Genomic DNA, 16,004 nt, shown 5'->3' with positions numbered 1-16,004 from the left:
CCCATGATGAACGCAGGATCAAACGCAATGCAGGACTCCTCCGCCGCCTGGCTGGACGATATCCAGTGGACCGACGATGGCCTGGTTCCCGCCATCGCCCAGGACGCCGAAACCGGTGACATCCTGATGATGGCCTGGATGAACCGCGAATCCCTGAAACTGACCGCCGAGGAAGGCCAGGCCGTTTACTGGTCCCGATCCCGGGGTAAACTCTGGCGCAAGGGTGAAACCTCCGGCCACCAGCAGGTGATACAGGATATCCGCCTGGACTGCGACGGTGATGTCATTCTGCTGAAGGTTGTCCAGAAAGGCGGCATCGCCTGTCACACCGGCCGGCGCAGCTGCTTCTACCGGAGCCTGACCGATGGTGAGTGGGTCAGCACCGATCCGGTGATCCGGGACCCTGACGCCATTTACGGCAAGCACTGAGGAGACAGCAGATGAGCGACGTACTCGAGCGCCTGGCGGAAGTACTTGAGGCCCGCAAGCAGGCAGCACCGGACACCTCCTATGTGGCCAGCCTCCATCACAAGGGGCTGAACAAGATTCTGGAAAAGGTGGGCGAGGAGTGCACAGAAACCCTGCTGGCGGCCAAGGACGCCGAGCAGTCCGGCCAGACCCGGGAGCTGGTGGCGGAAACCGCCGACCTCTGGTTCCATAGCCTGGTCATGCTCTCGCACCTGGACCTCGGCCCCGACGATGTCCTGGCTGAGCTGGCCAACCGTTTCGGCCTTTCCGGACTGGAAGAGAAAGCCTCCCGGAATTCCTGAAGGGGTACCCCCAAGGGGGATTTCCCGATTCGGCAGGCACTGACGTACAATGAGTTTTACCTGAAACATTCAAGCGAGGATTCCTCATGGGTATCAGCATCTGGCAGCTTTTGATCGTGCTCGGCATTGTCATCCTGTTGTTCGGAACCAAAAAACTGCGGAACATCGGCACGGACCTGGGCGGCGCCATTCGCGGCTTCAAAAAGTCCATGAACGAGGAAGAAAGCAAACCTGCCGACGACCCGGAAGCCTTGGAAACCCAGGACACCGAGAAGGCGCAGACCGAGCAGAAATCCCAGGAAAAACAGGGCTGAGCGCCACCTGAATGTTCGATATCGGCTTCCTTGAACTGCTGATCTGCGGTGTCATTGCACTGCTGGTGCTCGGTCCCGAACGGTTACCGGCAGCAGCCCGTGCCGCCGGCCGCTGGGTTGGCGGTGCGCGGCGCATGGTGGGCCAGTTCACCAGCGAGCTGGACCGCCAGCTGAAAGCCGAGGAACTGCGCGAAGAGCTGCGCAAGGCCGGGGACGTCGGCCTGGACGATGTGCAGCAGACGGTCCGGGGTGCCCTGGACGAAGCCAAAAAATACGAACACATGATCGTGTCTGATAAGGACAGCCGGTCACCGGCCAGGGCACCCGACAACGACAGCCCGGCTCCCGACAGCAATGACCAGCAGGACCGGGACACGGATTCCGGGACCGCCCCCGCAACACCACCAGAGTCTTCATCGGACCCGCGTTCATGACCGCCAACACCCACGGCCAACAACCGCCCCCCGAAGAACAGCAGGAAATGCCCCTGATTGAGCACCTGCTGGAACTGCGCAGCCGGCTGCTGAAAATCGTGCTGGCGGTGGTGATCTGTTTCGCCGCCATCTATCCGTTTGCCAACGAGCTCTATCTGCTGATATCCGAGCCGCTGCGGGAACTGCTGCCGGTCGGTCAGACCATGATCGCCACCGACATCACTTCGCCGTTTTTCGCGCCGCTCAAGCTGGCCCTGGTGCTGTCGGTGTTCGTGGCCATTCCCTACATACTGTTCCAGATCTGGAGTTTCATCGCACCGGGCCTGTATACCCACGAGAAACGCCTGGCGTTCCCGCTGCTGTTTACCTCGGTGATTCTGTTCTACGCCGGCGCGGTGTTCGCTTACTTCGTGGTATTCCCACTGGTTTTCGGATTCTTTACGGCAATCGGACCGGAAGGCATTGTCGAACTGCCGGACATCAACAGCTACCTGAATTTCGTGCTCAAGATGTTCTTCGCCTTCGGTGTGGCCTTCGAGATCCCCATTGCCACCGTGCTCCTGATCCTGTCCGGTGCCACCACCCCCCAGGATCTGGCCGCCAAACGCCCCTACGTGGTGGTGGCCTGCTTTATCATCGGCATGATGCTGACACCGCCGGATATCATCTCCCAGACGCTGCTGGCCGTGCCCATGTGGATCCTGTTCGAGTTCGGCATCATCTTCGGGCGCATGGCCCACCGGGAGGCGGATGCCGCCAGTGAAGAGCGACAGGAACACGAATGAACCTGGCACTGCTCCCGGACGGAGATTTTCTCTCTGATCACCGGGTACGTCTGACCGGCAGGCGCCTGGAGCACCTGAAAACCGTGCTGCGCGCCAATGCCGGTGACCGCATCCCGGTGGGCCGGGTGAATGGACTGATCGGCGAAGGCCACATCCGGACCCTCACCGACACCGAAGCCGAACTCGATGTCACCCTGCACCGCAAGCCCCCGGCGCCCCTGCCGCTGACACTCGTCCTCGCCATGCCCCGGCCCAAAATGTTCCGGCGGGTACTGCAGACCTGCGCATCACTGGGGGTCAAGGATCTGTGGCTGATCAACAGTTACAAGGTGGAGAAGAGTTTCTGGCAGACCCCGTGGCTGGGCGATGAGGCCTTGCAGGAAAACCTGACCCTTGGTCTGGAGCAGGCCATGGACACGGTCATGCCAAGGGTACACATCCGAAAGCTGTTCAAGCCCTTCGTGGAAGACGAACTGCCGGGCCTGGTGTCGGGCCGGACCGCCCTGGTTGCCCACCCGGGAACCGACCAGCCCTGCCCCACTCACGTGGCCGATCCCACCGTGCTGTGCATCGGGCCAGAGGGGGGCTTTACCGATTACGAGGTGGGCAAACTGGTGGAAGCCGGCTGCCAGGGCGTACACCTGGGGCTGCGGATTCTGCGGGTGGAAACCGCCGTACCGGTGCTGATCAGCCGACTGTTCGATCTCTGCATCTGAACCGCCGCGCCGGGGTACAAGAGCTCAGGCCGGGCTGCTTCCGGCTTTACGGTTCTGCCAGAACCGGATAACGGGCGTCAGCCCCAGCACCAGCAGGGCGCCAGCCACCACGCCGATAATGCCGTTCAGCAGGGTGGGCAACAGCGTCGCCAGCAGCCCGCCAAAACTCTCGGTGAAATGATGCAGCGCCTCATAAACCGGGGGCACGCCATGCACCAGGATGCCGCCGCCCACCAGGAACATGGCAATGGTGCCCAGCACAGACAGGGTTTTCATCAGGTAAGGCGCCAGCCAGAGGATCCAGCCGCCCAGGCGCTGGGCCAGCGCATTGTCCTGCTGGGTCAGATACAGCCCGCCATCGTCCAGTTTTACAATACCGGCCACCAGCCCGTAGACCCCCACGGTGATCATCACCGCGATAATCGTCAGCACCAGGAACTGTATGCCGATCCCCTGCCCCGCCACGGCGCCGAGGGTAATGGCGATGATCTCCGCCGAGAGGATGAAATCGGTCCGGATGGCGCCCCGGATCTTGTTCTTTTCATAGGCCTTCAGATCGGCGTCGGTTTTCTTTGCCGCCGCTTTCAGCTCCTCCCGTTGATGGGCTTCCTCCTCGGCATGAAAGAACCGGTGGGCCAGCTTTTCAAAGCCTTCAAAACACAGGAAGGCGCCACCGAGCATCAGCAATGGCCCAACCAGCCAGGGCGCAAAAAAACTGATGGCCACGGCGGCCGGCACCAGAATCGCTTTATTGATCAATGAGCCTTTTGCCACCGCCCATACCACCGGCAGTTCCCGGGCCGGCTTCACACCGGTCACCTGCTGGGCGTTCAGCGCCAGGTCGTCCCCCAGTACCCCCACGGTTTTCTTGGTGGCGGTCTTGGTCATCAGGGACACGTCGTCCAGCAGCGTGGCAATGTCATCAATCAGGGCAAGCAGGCTGGTTCCAGCCATAGACAGTTCCTTTGTCGTTGGTTAATCCACAAGACCCATGGCCGCGGCGGCAATCCGGTTCTTCACCGGTGGCAACTGGTCAAACCAGCGCATGCCGGTATTACGCAGCCAGCGAATGGGCAGTTCGTCGCGGCCAAAGAGCTGTTTGAAGCTTTCCATGGCCGCCATCATGGTCAGGTTTTCGCCCTTGCGCCGGCGTTGGAAACGCCCCAGCACCAGAGAATCGCCGGGCGACTGGCCCAGATTTCGGGCGCGCTCTAGCTCCTCCAGCAGAACGCGCACATCACCATAGCCCAGGTTGGCCCCCTGGCCCGCCAGCGGGTGGATGGTATGGGCGGCATCGCCCACCAGCACCAGCCCGTCGGCGACATAGTCCTTGGCGTGGCGCTGGCGCAGAGGGAAGGCGTACCGGCGGGAGACCGCCTGAACCTCACCCAGCCGGAACTCAATCGCCTCGTTCAGTTCCCGCAGGAAATCAGCGTCATCCAGTGCCATCAGGCGCCGGGCCTCGATGGTGTCCTGGGACCAGACGATGGAGCAGACATGATCGTCACCCTGCTCGTTCAGCAGAGGCAGGAAGGCCAATGGTCCGGTGGGGGAAAACCGCTGCCAGGCGGTGAATGCGTGAGGCTGCTCGGTCCGCACCGTGCAGACTATGGCCTGCTGGTTGTAATCCCATTCCCGGGTAGGCAGCCCGGCCCAGCCACGCAGTCGCGACCAGCCGCCGTCGGCAGCCACCACCAGATCCGCGTTCAGGTTCCGCCCATCTTCCAGGGTCAGGCCCTCACCCCGGCGCCATCCGGCCACCTGTTGGCCATCAAAGACGGTAACGTCACTCTCGGCCAGGGCGTCGAACAAACCGTGGACAATGTGGCGGTTCTCGACGATGGTGCCCAGATCCCGGGCGTGCAGTTCCGAGGCGTCAAAATGAATACCGGCGGTGCCATCGCCATCCCAGACCGTCATCTCCCGGTAGCGGCAGTGGCGCCACTGAGCCACCTTCTGCCAGACGCCCAGTTCAGCCAGCAGCTTCTCACTGGCCCGGGACAGGGCACTGACCCTTGGTTCGAAGCCTTCCACGTCGGTGGCCGGTGCCGGCTCGGTGCGCAGGGATTCGGCCGATGCCGATTCCACCAGCCCCACTTTCCAGCCCTGCCGGGACAACCCCAGGGCGACAGCGGAGCCAATCATGCCCCCGCCCGCCACCAGCACATCAAACGTGCTGTTTGTGCTCTCATTGCTCATGTTGTGCAGCCTCTTGCCCGGACTGACCGGGCGTTATGGCAGGGCGCCGGCCGCCAGTACCCATGGCGTGACGGGCAAACCAGCGCTTGGCGCCCACCACCAGGTCCAGCCCGATCAGGCCGGCATCCCGGACGCCGGCAACCGGAGCCTTCTGCTGGCCAAACAGACGCACCAGCGAGTCCGAGAACCGAACCGTCTGCTGCCAGTCGGGCCAGTGCAGGCGCTGGTATTCGCCTAGCACCGACAAACTGCCCAACGGCGTGCCCTGCTCCGATGCCACCCGGAACTGCTCAACCAGGGTCATCAGCCCCCGCAGGGCCAGATTGAAGCCCTGGCCCGCCACCGGGTGCAGGGCGTGGGCGGCATTACCCACCAGCACCACGCCGGGCCGGACAGACTCATCAACCGTGGTCAGCTTGAGCGGATAGTGATGACACTCACCAATCCGGGTGAAACGGCCAACCCGCCAGCCAAACCGGTCCTGCAGGCGCCGGCACTTGTCGTCGTCAGACAGGGCCAGCACCTCCGCCAGATCGGCATCCGACAGGGTCCAGACCAGGGCGGACCGGTGTCCGGCCTGTTCCGGCGAACCGTGGGGCAGCAGCGCCATGGGCCCTGCCTCGGTAAAGCGTTCGTAAGCGGTGAACTGATGGGACTCGCTGGTGGTCACGTTGGTGATCAGCGCGTTCTGGCCGTAGGACTCGGTGCGCGCCACAAAGCCCAGCTTTTCGCGCAGGCCCGAACGGCCGCCATCCGCCACCACCAGACACTGGCCTCTGAGCTCAAACTCTTCCTCCGCCTTGCGCACGCGTACCGAGACACCCTCGGTTGTCGGCTGCATGCCGACCACCTCCGCCGGCGCCTGCCAGGTGATACCGGTATCCAGCAGGGCACGCATCAGGCACAGGCCAAGCCACCGGTTATCCACCACATAGCCCATGGCTTCCTGATCATGGTCCCCGGCGTGCAGGCGGGTCGCCCCGAAATGGCCCCGGTCCGAGACATGGATATGGCGGATGGGCGTGGCGAATTCCGACACGCTCTGCCAAAGCCCGAGCTCCTCAAAGACCAGCCGGGAACCCCAGGCCAGGGCCGTGGAGCGGGCGTCATAACTGGGCTGGTAATCGCCGGGCAGTGCGTCCGGCGCCAGTGGTACGGTTTCCACCACGGTCACCCGGATGTCCGGCGCGACACGCGACAGGGCCAGCGCCAGGGTGGCACCCGCCAGGCCGCCACCGGCGATAATCAGGTCGGTATCCAGTTTGGCTTCAGTCACCGTTTCAGTCCGCCATCAGTGCTTCAATCTCGGCAATGGTCTTGGGCACGCCATCGGTCAGCACCCGGCAGCCCTCTTTGGTGACCACCACGTCGTCTTCGATGCGGATGCCAATGCCCCGCCATTTCTCGTCCACTTCGGTGTTATCCGGGCCGATATAGAGTCCCGGCTCCACCGTCAGGGCCATGCCCGGCTCCAGCAGGCGCCAGGCATCGCCAATCTTGTAATCGCCCACGTCGTGGACATCCAGACCCAGCCAGTGGCCGGTGCGGTGCATGAAGAAAGGCTTGTAGGCCTCACTGGCGATGGCGTCATCCAGGGAACCGGACAGGATGCCCAGGTCAATCAGCCCCTGGGTCAACACGTTCAGCGCCGCTTCGTGAGGGTGATTCCAGTGATTGCCCGGTTTGACCGCCTCGATGGCAGCGTACTGAGCCTCAAGCACCACATCATAGACCGCTTTCTGTTCCTCGCTGAAGCGGCCGCTGACCGGGAAGGTCCGGGTGATGTCCGAGGCGTAGCACTCCAGCTCACAGCCGGCATCAATCAGCACCAGATCACCGTCCTTCAGGGGGGCGGAATTCTCGATGTAGTGCAGGATGCAGCCATTGGCCCCACTGCCGACGATGGAGGGGTAGGCCGTGGAGCGGGCGCCGTGCGCCATAAACGTATGGATCAGCTCGGCTTCCAGGTTGTACTCGTAACCGCCCTGCCGGGCCCGTTTCATGGCGCGGCAATGAGCTTCGGCGCTGATGCTGCCGGCCTTCGCCATGACTTTCACTTCCGCCGGGCTCTTGCACAGGCGCATGTCATGGAGCAGGTGTTCCAGGGCAACAAACTCGCCGGGAGGATGGGCACCGGATTTCACCTTGCTACGGATCATGCGGGTCCATTCCAGTACCCGCTGGTCAAAGGTCTGGTCCTTGCCCAGCGGGTAGTAGACCCGGCTGCGGCCTTCAATCATGCCCGGCAGAATGTCGTCGATATCCGCAATCGGAAAGGCATCATCCAGCCCGTAGCGCTCAATCGCGCCCTCGGGCCCCACCAGAAAACCGTCCCAGAGTTCTTTCTCCGGGTGGCGCTCCTTACAGAACAGCACCGTCTCGCCGTGTTCACGGCCGGGAATCAGCGCAAGCACTGCTTCCGGCTCGCCAAAACCGGTCAGATACTGGAAGTCGCTGTCCTGGCGAAACGGATGCAGCACATCCCGGTTGCGGACCCGCTCCGGGGCGGCCGGCAGGATGGCAATACTGTCCGGGGCCATGCGCTCCATCAGCTTGCGCCGGCGCGTGGCAAATTCTTTCATCGGGATCATCGAAGCCATAGGGTCTCCAGATCAGTGCAGGGTCGGACCCTGGGCCGGCTTTTCCGGCTCATTGAATTCGGTGAACACGGTCACCGCGCCCAGACGGACATACTCGGTGATTTCCAGCAGTTGCTGTTCGCTTTCCTCGTCGGCTTCTTCCTCTTCCGACAGCTGGCTGATGGCCACCAGATCCTCGATCAGCTCGCGGATCTCGTCGGGAGCCTGGCCCAGGGATTCCCCGGCGGCCATGGCCATGCCTTCCAGAAAGCCGCGCACCCAGGCCACCAGTGCCTCGAGCCGTTGCTCGATGGCGTAGTCCTCGTCCGGCAACAGCGGTTGGAAAGTCATGTCGTTGGACTGCAACTGCTGCAGGGCATTGCGGTACGCCGCGTTCATGAACGGTACCAGGTCCTCGGACTCGTCCAGGGCCTGTTCGGCCAGCCCCATGTGTTCGCAGACCATGGCCAGCCACTCCGGTTCTTCGATACGTGAGCCGGCCGCCAGCCGACCACTGAGCACTCCGTGCAGTTCGGACGGATGGCTGAACGCCCGGTGGGCGGTAAACACATTGGCCCAGCGCTCGAATTCCGCTGCGCGGGCCGCGCCTGACGTTTCGGTCTCAGACATGAAAACGTGGTTTCCTGCATCGGGGAGCCTGCCGGGCCTGCCGGCAACTCCGGTTCATGGATTGGGTCACTATCCTAGCATTCCGGCACAGCCGGTGGCACTGATACCGGTCAGATGGCTTGCATTTGCGGCGCCTTCAATAAAAAATGTTATAACATATCGAATCTGGAGAGCGATCCATGTCCCGACGAATTCCACACCTGTTTCTGGCACTGCTCCTGCTCCCCCCGGGTACCAATGCGGCGGACAACCCGGGCGCCCACGAGCATGGCCACGCCCAGCTTCAACTGGCCATCGACGGCAGCAAGGTTGAGCTGTTCCTGTTGTCGCCGGCCGTTAACCTGGCGGGCTTTGAACATGCGCCCCGGACCCCGGAACAGCGCCAGACCATGGACGAGCTCGCCGCATGGAGTCGCCAGACACCGCTGGTCAACACCCGCACGGGCACCTGCTCGGTCCAGTCCCACTCACTGCATGCCAGTTGGTCCGGGCATCAGGAAGATCACAATCATGAACATGCCGATGATCAGGAGCATGCCGGCCATGCCGACCTGGAAATCAGCCAGACACTGACCTGCCCGGACCTGATCGGGGCGGACACGCTGGTCACACCCCTGACCACGCGCTTTACCCGGATGGAACAACTGGATGTTCAGTGGGTTGGCCCGGCCGGCCAGGGCGCTGCGCAACTGACCGCTGACGAGGACCGATTCAACACCGGAGACTAACGATACGGCTCGATGGCCGTTGCCTCCATGGAATAGGAAGAGGCGCCCATGGCATTCTCGGTGTCTTCAATCACCAGGGTGCCTTCCACCCAGACCGGCTCGAACAGGAACTCATGCTCAAACCCCTCCGGGTAAGTGATGTGGATGATCTGGTTGGGCGGCGGCGGGGGCACATGGATGCAGGCCCCGTAATACGGCACCAGGAAAAACTCGAGGATACGGCGGTCCGTTGTGGTTTTCAGCGGCACCACAAAGCCGGCAATGCGGCCAGAAACATCGCTCATTTCGGGCACCACACGGCCAGTCATGATCTCGTCCGGCAACAGCGCCGGACCGTCGCCCTCGTGTTCGATTTCCGGCATGCTTTCGAGCAGCGCCAGATCCTCCTTCGGCATGAGTTCCAGCCAGTCGATTTCCCGGGGCTGGGCCTGGAGCAGTGAGGAGAACCCCAGCAGAACAGCCAGAATACAGGCACTCAGGGGGCGATGGGACAGCGGCATTGAAAAGTCTCCAATAAGTAACAGAACCGGCCGGCACAGAACCGACATCATACAGCGACAGGTACCTGAGAAACATGCGCAACAAGGCCACACAAGCCGACACCGGCGACATTCCGGCGGTCCAGACCCGGGGGCTGTCCTTCACCTGGCCGGGCCAACAGCAGCCGATGGCCTTCCCGGACATTGACCTGAACCCGGGCGACCATCTGTTCATTCACGGCCCCAGCGGCAGCGGCAAGAGCACCCTGCTGAACCTGCTGGCGGGCATGATTCTTCCCGGTGCCGGGGATATTCACCTGCTGGGCACCCGAATCGACGCCCTCAGGGCCGGCGCCCGGGACCGGTTCCGGGCCGATCACATCGGCGTTATCTTCCAGCAGTTCAACCTGGTGCCCTACCTCAGCGCTCTGGCCAACGTCACCCTGCCCTGCCGCCTGTCCGCCCAGCGCCTTGCCCGCACCGGCAACCAGGCGGAGACGCAAGCCCGACAATTACTGGACCAGTTGGCCATCCCCGAGGACCACTGGCACCGGGGTGTCACCCGGCTGTCCATCGGCCAGCAACAACGGGTCGCCGCTGCCCGCGCATTGATCGGCGCACCCGGCCTCATTCTGGCCGATGAGCCCACCTCCGCCCTGGATACCGATAACCGGGACCGTTTTCTGGATCTGCTGCTGAAACTGGCCGAACGCAGTCGAAGTTCCGTGCTGTTTGTCAGCCATGACCGCAGTCTGGCGCAGCATTTCCACCAGCAGATCGCCCTGGGAGAGTCAGCATGAAAGCCCTGAAACTGACCCTGTCCCTGGCCGTCGCCAGTCTCTGGTACCGGCGCCGCACACTGTCACTGGTGTGCCTCACCCTCACCCTCAGCGTGACCCTCCTGCTGGGCATCCAGTATCTGCGTACGGAGGTCCGCAGCGCATTCACCAGCACCATCAACGGCACCGACCTGATCGTCGGTGCCCGCAGCGGGCAATTGAACCTGCTGCTATACACGGTTTTTCATATCGGCAATGCCACCAACAACATTCGCTGGTCCACCTACCAGGACCTGAAACAGGACAGCCGTATAAACTGGCTGATTCCGATCTCCCTCGGAGACAGCTACAAAGGCTTCCGGGTGGTGGCGACCAATGACCAGTTCAGCCAACGGTTCCGCTATGGCGACAACCAGGCACTGGAGCTCAACGAAGGGGCATGGTTTGGCGACCTGTTCGATGTCGTACTCGGAGCCGGAGTGGCCCGCCAGCTTGATCACCAGGTGGGTGACCGGATTGTGCTTTCCCACGGCGGGGGCAGCACCAGTTTCAGCAACCACGACCAGCTGCCCTTCCGGGTCTCCGGCGTGCTGTCTGCCACCGGCACACCGGTGGATCAGGCGGTGTACATCAGCCTTGAGGCCATGGAAGCCATCCATGTGGGCTGGCAATCCGGCGTCGCCATTCCCGGGCGCACGCTGACCGGGGACCAGGCCCGGGCGAAAGACTTTACCCCGGATGCCATTACCGCGGTGTTCGTTGGCCTGGAGCAGCCGATTATGACCTTCCGGGTCCAGCGCGAGCTGAACCAGTACCAGCCGGAACCGCTCTCGGCCATCCTCCCGGGCGTCGCCCTGAGCGAACTCTGGCGCATCATGGGCCAATTTGAGCGGGCACTGCTCGGCATCAGCGTTTTCGTGGTACTGACCAGCCTGGTCGGACTGATCACCGTGCTGATGACTCTCCAGGCCCAGCGACAGCGGGAAATCGCCATTCTCAGGGCCACCGGCGCCTCCCCTGCCCTGATCGCCGGGCTTTACATCTGTGAGAGCCTGGCGCTTGCACTCACAGCCTGCGGCGCGGCCGTGCTGATCGGCGCCGGAACCATTGCCTCGCTGTCATCCTGGATACTTGAAAGCTATGGCATTGCCATCAGCCTCCGACCGCTCACGGACCAGGAATGGCTATTGCTCGGGGCCGTGCCGGTGGCAGCGCTGATCGCCTCTCTGGTCCCGGCAATCGGCACAGGGCGGGCCAGCCGGCTGAGGGGGTTCTGATGGTTCGTTCCGCCAGCGGTGACGGCCATCACAGAAGCCCCGTCCATGACAGGGCGGTAAATTGACCGGTCTGGCGTCGGCACTTATAGTTACTGACACTCAGAGAGCCGCCACCGGCTCACTCATTCATCAATGTTGGGCAGGCCATGGAACAGTCCGAAGTAAAGGCGCTGGCGGACAAGCTGGAAAGGCTGATCGAACGCTGTGAAAAACTGGAGCGGGATAACGCCATGCTCCGGGAACTTCAGGATGACTGGAACCGTGAGCGCGCCCAGCTGATGCACAAGAACGATCTTGCCAAAAACAAGATCGAAGCCATGATCGGTCGCCTCCGGGCGCTGGAGCACCATTGATGTCAGAGCAGCCAACCACCGTTGAAGTACGGATACTCGACAAGGACTATCTGGTGGCCTGCCCTCAGGAAGAGCAGGAGGCCCTGTTGCGCGCCGCCCGCCACCTGGACAGCAAGATGCGGGAGATCCGCTCCAGCGGCAAAGTCTTCGGCACCGAGCGCATTGCCGTCATGGCCGCCCTGAACATCACCCACGAACTGCTCGAGCAGGACTCCATGTCGGACGCCACCAGCAGCCTGCTGCGGGCGATGGACAACCGGCTTGACGAAGCCCTCGGAGACACCCCCGAAAACAGATAGTGCAACGGGGTTGCAATCGCCCCCGACACTGGCCCTATAATGGACTCAACTTCCTGGGCTGTTCGGGGTGTCGGATACGTCCTCGAGCCGATGCGCACTACCCAGGTGGCTACTTCAGGGCATTGTGAGCATGCCTCCCACGGGAGGAAGCCTAATATGTCACAGCGGCCACCGACCTTGAACTCTGGGTTCAAGGGCCACATCCGATAACGGCAGCCCGGGAAGCTTTACCACCATGCCCCAGTATCACCCCAGGCAGGCATTCGAGCCTCATCCGGACAATCTCTCCCGAAGCCAGTTACGCAAGCACCTGCGCCAGCAGCGCCGGGCACTGTCTTTCGAACAGCAGCAACGGGCCGCCGAAGGGCTGGCACTGAACCTGCTTCGCCATCCGGACCTGCACCGGGCACGCCACATCGCGGTCTACCTGCCCAATGACGGTGAAATTGACCCGGGCCTGTACATGGACCTGGGCCGTCGCAAGGGCATCCAGTTCTACCTGCCCATTCTGCACCCGATCCATACCGGTCGATTGGTGTTCAGCCCCTACCGTGACGGCGTCGAGCTGAAGGCGAACCGTTTCGGCATCCCCGAACCCTCATTCCGGGCGTCACGGCGTCGGCCTCCCTGGGCCCTCGATGCGGTGCTGTTTCCGCTGGTGGGATTCGATGCCAATGGCGGCCGGCTGGGTATGGGGGGCGGCTTCTATGACCGGACCTTTGCCTTCAGCCGCCTCCGCCCCGGTATGGCACCCAAGCTGATCGGCCTTGCCCACGAATTCCAGCGGGTGGACGAACTGCCCGTTGAGTCCTGGGACGTGCCGCTACAGGGCGTCGTCACAGACCGGCACTGTTACCGGTTCAGGCGCGGGACTTTGCCGCCAAAGACGGATAGCTGACAGGCGATCAATCGCCCGATCGGGCAATGTCGGCGGCAGGAGGAGCAACAGCACTGGCGCCTTTGTCTTCCGACGCCTGGATGGAAGTGAAACCGGTGATGACAAGGCCGACCGCGAAGATGATCACGATGGCTCGGAGGATGTCAGGCTTGCTTCCCATGACTGGTGTTCCCGTTTTCCCTGAAGGTTTTGGCTGGTTTTTCAGATAAATGATTCCATTATCTAGAATCAATATCACAGACTAACACGCGTTTGAAATTTTACAATTTTTTGCCGATTAAAATTGCGTAATCGTTCACTTTTTAACCAAGGCAGGCCTTCCCTGGCCTTCAGGCGACAATGACGGCCCGCCCATACTGAGCCGGCCGCCAGACCATTCCTTACTTTACCTTTCCGTTGCCCGCCCCGAGAAACAGGCGGTAGGCCTCGTTGTCGGTCATGTTCTCGTACTCGAAACCGACCTTGTCGAGCATCTGCTCGAAATCTTCGGCCTCGGCCGCATCCACCTGAGCGCCCAACAGCACACGACTGTAGGCCGCGCCATGGTTGCGGTAGTGGAACAGGGAAATGTTCCAGCGCGTCCCCAGCGACATCAGGAACTTCAGCAGCGCACCAGGACGCTCGGGAAACTGGAACTGGTAGACCACCTCGTTATGCACCGATGGCGCGTGGCCGCCCACCATGTGGCGGATATGCTGCTTGGCCAGGTCGCTGTCAGTCAGATCAATCACCGAGTAGCCGGTTTCCCTCAGCTCCTGGACCAGTTCATCCCGGCCATGGCCTCCGGCCTGGATCTGGATGCCCACGAAAATGACCGCTTCCCGGGAATCTGCGTACCGGTAATTGAACTCGGTGATGCTGCGCTTGTGCAGCGCATTGATAAACGTCTTGAAAGCCCCCGGGCGCTCCGGAATGGTGACGGCCAGGATCGCCTCGCGCTGTTCGCCGATCTCGGTGCGCTCAGAGATGTAACGCAGCCGGTCAAAGTTCATGTTCGCGCCACTAAGCACGCCGGCCAGATTCTCGCCCTCGATACTCTCGCGCTGAACGTACTTTTTCATGCCGGCAATCGCCAGGGCACCGGCCGGCTCCGCAATGGAGCGGGTATCCTCGAACACGTCCTTGATGGCAGCACAGATCTCATCGGTGGAGACCGTGATAACTTCGTCGACATTATCCCTGCAGATCTCCCAGGGTTCGGCTCCGATCTGCCGGACCGCCACCCCGTCGGCAAAGATCCCGACCTGATCGAGCACCACGCGTTCCCCGGCCGCCAGTGCCGCCTGCAGGCAGTTGGAGTCCGCCGGCTCCACCCCGATCACGCGGATTTCAGGGCGCAGGTACTTGATGTAGGCCGCCATACCGGCACACAGGCCACCGCCACCGACGGGGATAAACACTGCGTGTAACGGCTTGGAGAACTGCCACATCAACTCCATGGCCACGGTGCCCTGACCGGCGATCACGTCCGGGTCATCGTAGGGCGGAATGTAGGTGTAGCCGTGTTTCTGGATCAGTTCCTGGGCATGGGCGGCAGCCTCATCAAAGGCATCGCCCTTGAGCACCACCTTCGCGCCACGATCACGCACGGACTTCACCTTGATGTCCGGTGTGGTCTGCGGCATGACAATCACCGCCTTGATCCCCAACTGTTTGGCGGACATAGCCACACCCTGGGCGTGGTTGCCTGCGGAGGCGCAGATCACTCCTTTGGCCTTCTGCTCCTCGGAAAGCTGGGCAATCCGGTTGTAGGCGCCGCGAATCTTGAAGGAAAACACCGGCTGAAGGTCTTCGCGCTTAATCAGAATGTTGTTGCCAAGGCGCTTGGAAAGACTACGGGCTTCAGTCAGGGGTGTTTCGATGGCGACGTCATAGACGCGCGCATCAAGAATCTTCTTGATATAGCGTTGCGGCATGGTGGTTCCGGTGCTGGTGGGTGTATGAAAACCCACAGTGTAGAAAGTTTGCACGCCAGCCGTCTATAAGCCGGGCCCTCCAGGGCGTTATAATGGCTGAAAATTCATTCCTACCCGGAGCCCCCATGAATCAGGACGAGTTGAAGCAAGCCGTAGCCAAGGCCGCCGTGGACCATATTGTCCCGCACCTGGACAGCGACAGCGTGGTCGGCGTTGGCACCGGCAGCACCGCCAACCTTTTCATTGATTATCTGGCCGAGCACCGCAACGGGTTCGATGGTGCGGTTGCCAGCTCCGAAGCCACCGCAGAGCGCCTCAAGGGTCACGGCATTCCGGTCTATGACCTCAACAGCGTCAGCGAACTGGAGTTCTACGTTGACGGCGCCGACGAAACCAATGAACACCTGGAACTGATCAAAGGCGGCGGCGGCGCCCTGACCCGGGAGAAAATCGTGGCGGCCGTGGCCCGGAATTTCATCTGCATCGCCGACGGTTCCAAGAAAGTGGATATCCTTGGCCGTTTCCCGCTGCCGGTGGAAGTGATTCCCATGGCGCGTAGCCATGTGGGCCGGGAGATTGTGAAACTCGGCGGAGACCCGGTCTACCGCGAGGGCTTCACCACCGATAACGGCAACATCATTCTCGATATCCACAACCTGGACATATCCCGTCCCATCGAGATCGAGGAACGCCTGAACAACATTGTCGGGGTGGTCACCAATGGCCTGTTTGCGCTGCGTCCGGCCGACCTGCTGTTGCTGGGCACCGCCGAGGGCGTGCAGCGCATCGAGCGTGATCAGCACTAGGCAGGCGACCAAGGTTTAGTTTCAGAGCGCAACGGACTTACG

Annotated in this window: 21 protein-coding genes and 1 other RNA gene; 14 read left to right on the top strand and 8 right to left on the bottom strand. The window is 62.0% G+C overall.

Annotation, left to right across the window (positions count from 1 at the left end):
- Positions 1–27 precede the first annotated feature (27 nt).
- From hisI to HNR38_RS01570, 6 genes are all read left to right on the top strand, one after another.
- Positions 28–429 carry a phosphoribosyl-AMP cyclohydrolase gene (gene hisI / locus HNR38_RS01595; protein ID WP_183699085.1) on the top strand — a complete coding sequence of 134 codons (402 nt, stop codon included), beginning with the start codon at positions 28–30 and terminating at the stop codon, positions 427–429.
- A gap of 11 nt (positions 430–440) precedes the next feature.
- The gene (locus HNR38_RS01590; RefSeq protein WP_183699083.1) at positions 441–770 is read left to right on the top strand and encodes a phosphoribosyl-ATP diphosphatase; all 330 of its coding nucleotides are present in this window, start codon (positions 441–443) and stop codon (positions 768–770) included.
- Between the two features lie 86 nt (positions 771–856).
- Entirely contained in the window at positions 857–1,084 is a 228-nt protein-coding gene (gene tatA, locus HNR38_RS01585) for a Sec-independent protein translocase subunit TatA (RefSeq protein ID WP_183699081.1), read from the top strand.
- 11 nt (positions 1,085–1,095) lie between these two features.
- Complete coding sequence (tatB, locus tag HNR38_RS01580) at positions 1,096–1,518, top strand: Sec-independent protein translocase protein TatB (protein ID WP_183699079.1); 423 nt, start codon at positions 1,096–1,098, stop codon at positions 1,516–1,518.
- A complete protein-coding gene (gene tatC / locus HNR38_RS01575) occupies positions 1,515–2,303 on the top strand; it encodes a twin-arginine translocase subunit TatC (RefSeq protein WP_183699077.1) in 789 nt (262 codons plus the stop codon). The genes tatB and tatC overlap by 4 nt, the downstream gene beginning before the upstream one ends.
- Positions 2,300–3,019, top strand: a complete 720-nt coding sequence (locus HNR38_RS01570; RefSeq protein ID WP_183699075.1) for a 16S rRNA (uracil(1498)-N(3))-methyltransferase — start codon at positions 2,300–2,302, stop codon at positions 3,017–3,019. Before tatC ends, HNR38_RS01570 begins: the two co-directional genes overlap by 4 nt.
- Before the next feature lie 24 nt (positions 3,020–3,043).
- Here HNR38_RS01570 and HNR38_RS01565 read toward each other — a convergent pair whose 3' ends face one another.
- The 5 genes from HNR38_RS01565 to HNR38_RS01545 are packed head-to-tail and all read right to left on the bottom strand — an operon-like array spanning position 3,044 to position 8,427.
- Positions 3,044–3,973: a DUF808 domain-containing protein gene (locus HNR38_RS01565; RefSeq protein WP_183699073.1), complete on the bottom strand. Its 930-nt coding sequence runs from the start codon at positions 3,971–3,973 to the stop codon at positions 3,044–3,046.
- A 21-nt stretch (positions 3,974–3,994) separates the two neighbouring features.
- Positions 3,995–5,218, bottom strand: coding sequence for an FAD-dependent monooxygenase (locus HNR38_RS01560; protein ID WP_183699071.1), 1,224 nt, complete (start codon positions 5,216–5,218; stop codon positions 3,995–3,997).
- The gene (gene ubiH / locus HNR38_RS01555; RefSeq protein ID WP_183699069.1) at positions 5,208–6,494 is read right to left on the bottom strand and encodes a 2-octaprenyl-6-methoxyphenyl hydroxylase; all 1,287 of its coding nucleotides are present in this window, start codon (positions 6,492–6,494) and stop codon (positions 5,208–5,210) included. The genes HNR38_RS01560 and ubiH overlap by 11 nt, the downstream gene beginning before the upstream one ends.
- A 4-nt stretch (positions 6,495–6,498) precedes the next feature.
- On the bottom strand, positions 6,499–7,818 hold the full coding sequence (gene pepP / locus HNR38_RS01550; protein ID WP_183699067.1) for a Xaa-Pro aminopeptidase: 1,320 nt from the start codon (positions 7,816–7,818) through the stop codon (positions 6,499–6,501).
- A gap of 12 nt (positions 7,819–7,830) precedes the next feature.
- Positions 7,831–8,427, bottom strand: a complete 597-nt coding sequence (locus tag HNR38_RS01545; RefSeq protein ID WP_183699065.1) for a UPF0149 family protein — start codon at positions 8,425–8,427, stop codon at positions 7,831–7,833.
- Between the two features lie 179 nt (positions 8,428–8,606).
- Here HNR38_RS01545 and HNR38_RS01540 point away from each other — a divergent pair, with 179 nt between their 5' ends.
- Complete coding sequence (locus tag HNR38_RS01540; RefSeq protein WP_183699063.1) at positions 8,607–9,155, top strand: ZrgA family zinc uptake protein; 549 nt, start codon at positions 8,607–8,609, stop codon at positions 9,153–9,155.
- Here HNR38_RS01540 and HNR38_RS01535 read toward each other — a convergent pair.
- Positions 9,152–9,655 (bottom strand): DUF3299 domain-containing protein, encoded by a 504-nt coding sequence (locus tag HNR38_RS01535; RefSeq protein ID WP_183699061.1) that lies wholly within the window; start codon positions 9,653–9,655, stop codon positions 9,152–9,154. The genes HNR38_RS01540 and HNR38_RS01535 overlap by 4 nt on opposite strands.
- Before the next feature lie 74 nt (positions 9,656–9,729).
- Here HNR38_RS01535 and HNR38_RS01530 point away from each other — a divergent pair, with 74 nt between their 5' ends.
- The 6 genes from HNR38_RS01530 to HNR38_RS01505 all read left to right on the top strand — a co-directional run bounded on the left by HNR38_RS01530 (position 9,730) and on the right by HNR38_RS01505 (position 13,240).
- Positions 9,730–10,434, top strand: coding sequence for an ABC transporter ATP-binding protein (locus tag HNR38_RS01530; protein WP_183699059.1), 705 nt, complete (start codon positions 9,730–9,732; stop codon positions 10,432–10,434).
- Positions 10,431–11,690, top strand: a complete 1,260-nt coding sequence (locus HNR38_RS01525) for an ABC transporter permease (protein ID WP_183699058.1) — start codon at positions 10,431–10,433, stop codon at positions 11,688–11,690. The genes HNR38_RS01530 and HNR38_RS01525 overlap by 4 nt, the downstream gene beginning before the upstream one ends.
- Positions 11,691–11,836: 146 nt before the next feature.
- Entirely contained in the window at positions 11,837–12,043 is a 207-nt protein-coding gene (locus tag HNR38_RS01520; RefSeq protein ID WP_183699056.1) for a TIGR02449 family protein, read from the top strand.
- The gene (locus HNR38_RS01515) at positions 12,043–12,342 is read left to right on the top strand and encodes a cell division protein ZapA (protein WP_183699054.1); all 300 of its coding nucleotides are present in this window, start codon (positions 12,043–12,045) and stop codon (positions 12,340–12,342) included. The genes HNR38_RS01520 and HNR38_RS01515 overlap by 1 nt, the downstream gene beginning before the upstream one ends.
- A gap of 47 nt (positions 12,343–12,389) precedes the next feature.
- Positions 12,390–12,570, top strand: a non-coding RNA gene (gene ssrS, locus HNR38_RS01510) — 6S RNA.
- A 7-nt stretch (positions 12,571–12,577) separates the two neighbouring features.
- On the top strand, positions 12,578–13,240 hold the full coding sequence (locus HNR38_RS01505; RefSeq protein ID WP_183699052.1) for a 5-formyltetrahydrofolate cyclo-ligase: 663 nt from the start codon (positions 12,578–12,580) through the stop codon (positions 13,238–13,240).
- Between the two features lie 7 nt (positions 13,241–13,247).
- On the opposite strand, the gene HNR38_RS01500 is transcribed toward HNR38_RS01505, so the two are convergent.
- The gene (locus HNR38_RS01500) at positions 13,248–13,400 is read right to left on the bottom strand and encodes a hypothetical protein (RefSeq protein WP_183699050.1); all 153 of its coding nucleotides are present in this window, start codon (positions 13,398–13,400) and stop codon (positions 13,248–13,250) included.
- 220 nt (positions 13,401–13,620) lie between these two features.
- Entirely contained in the window at positions 13,621–15,156 is a 1,536-nt protein-coding gene (gene ilvA, locus HNR38_RS01495) for a threonine ammonia-lyase, biosynthetic (RefSeq protein ID WP_183699048.1), read from the bottom strand.
- Between the two features lie 125 nt (positions 15,157–15,281).
- Between ilvA and rpiA the strand changes: the two genes are divergently transcribed.
- Complete coding sequence (gene rpiA / locus HNR38_RS01490) at positions 15,282–15,962, top strand: ribose-5-phosphate isomerase RpiA (RefSeq protein WP_183699046.1); 681 nt, start codon at positions 15,282–15,284, stop codon at positions 15,960–15,962.
- Positions 15,963–16,004: the final 42 nt, after the last annotated feature.

Origin of the sequence: Marinobacter oulmenensis (assembly GCF_014201735.1) — a bacterium.
GTDB classification, from domain to species: domain Bacteria; phylum Pseudomonadota; class Gammaproteobacteria; order Pseudomonadales; family Oleiphilaceae; genus Marinobacter; species Marinobacter oulmenensis.
Note: the sequence above shows the minus strand (reverse complement) of the source record. Positions and strands in the feature narration are given on the sequence as shown.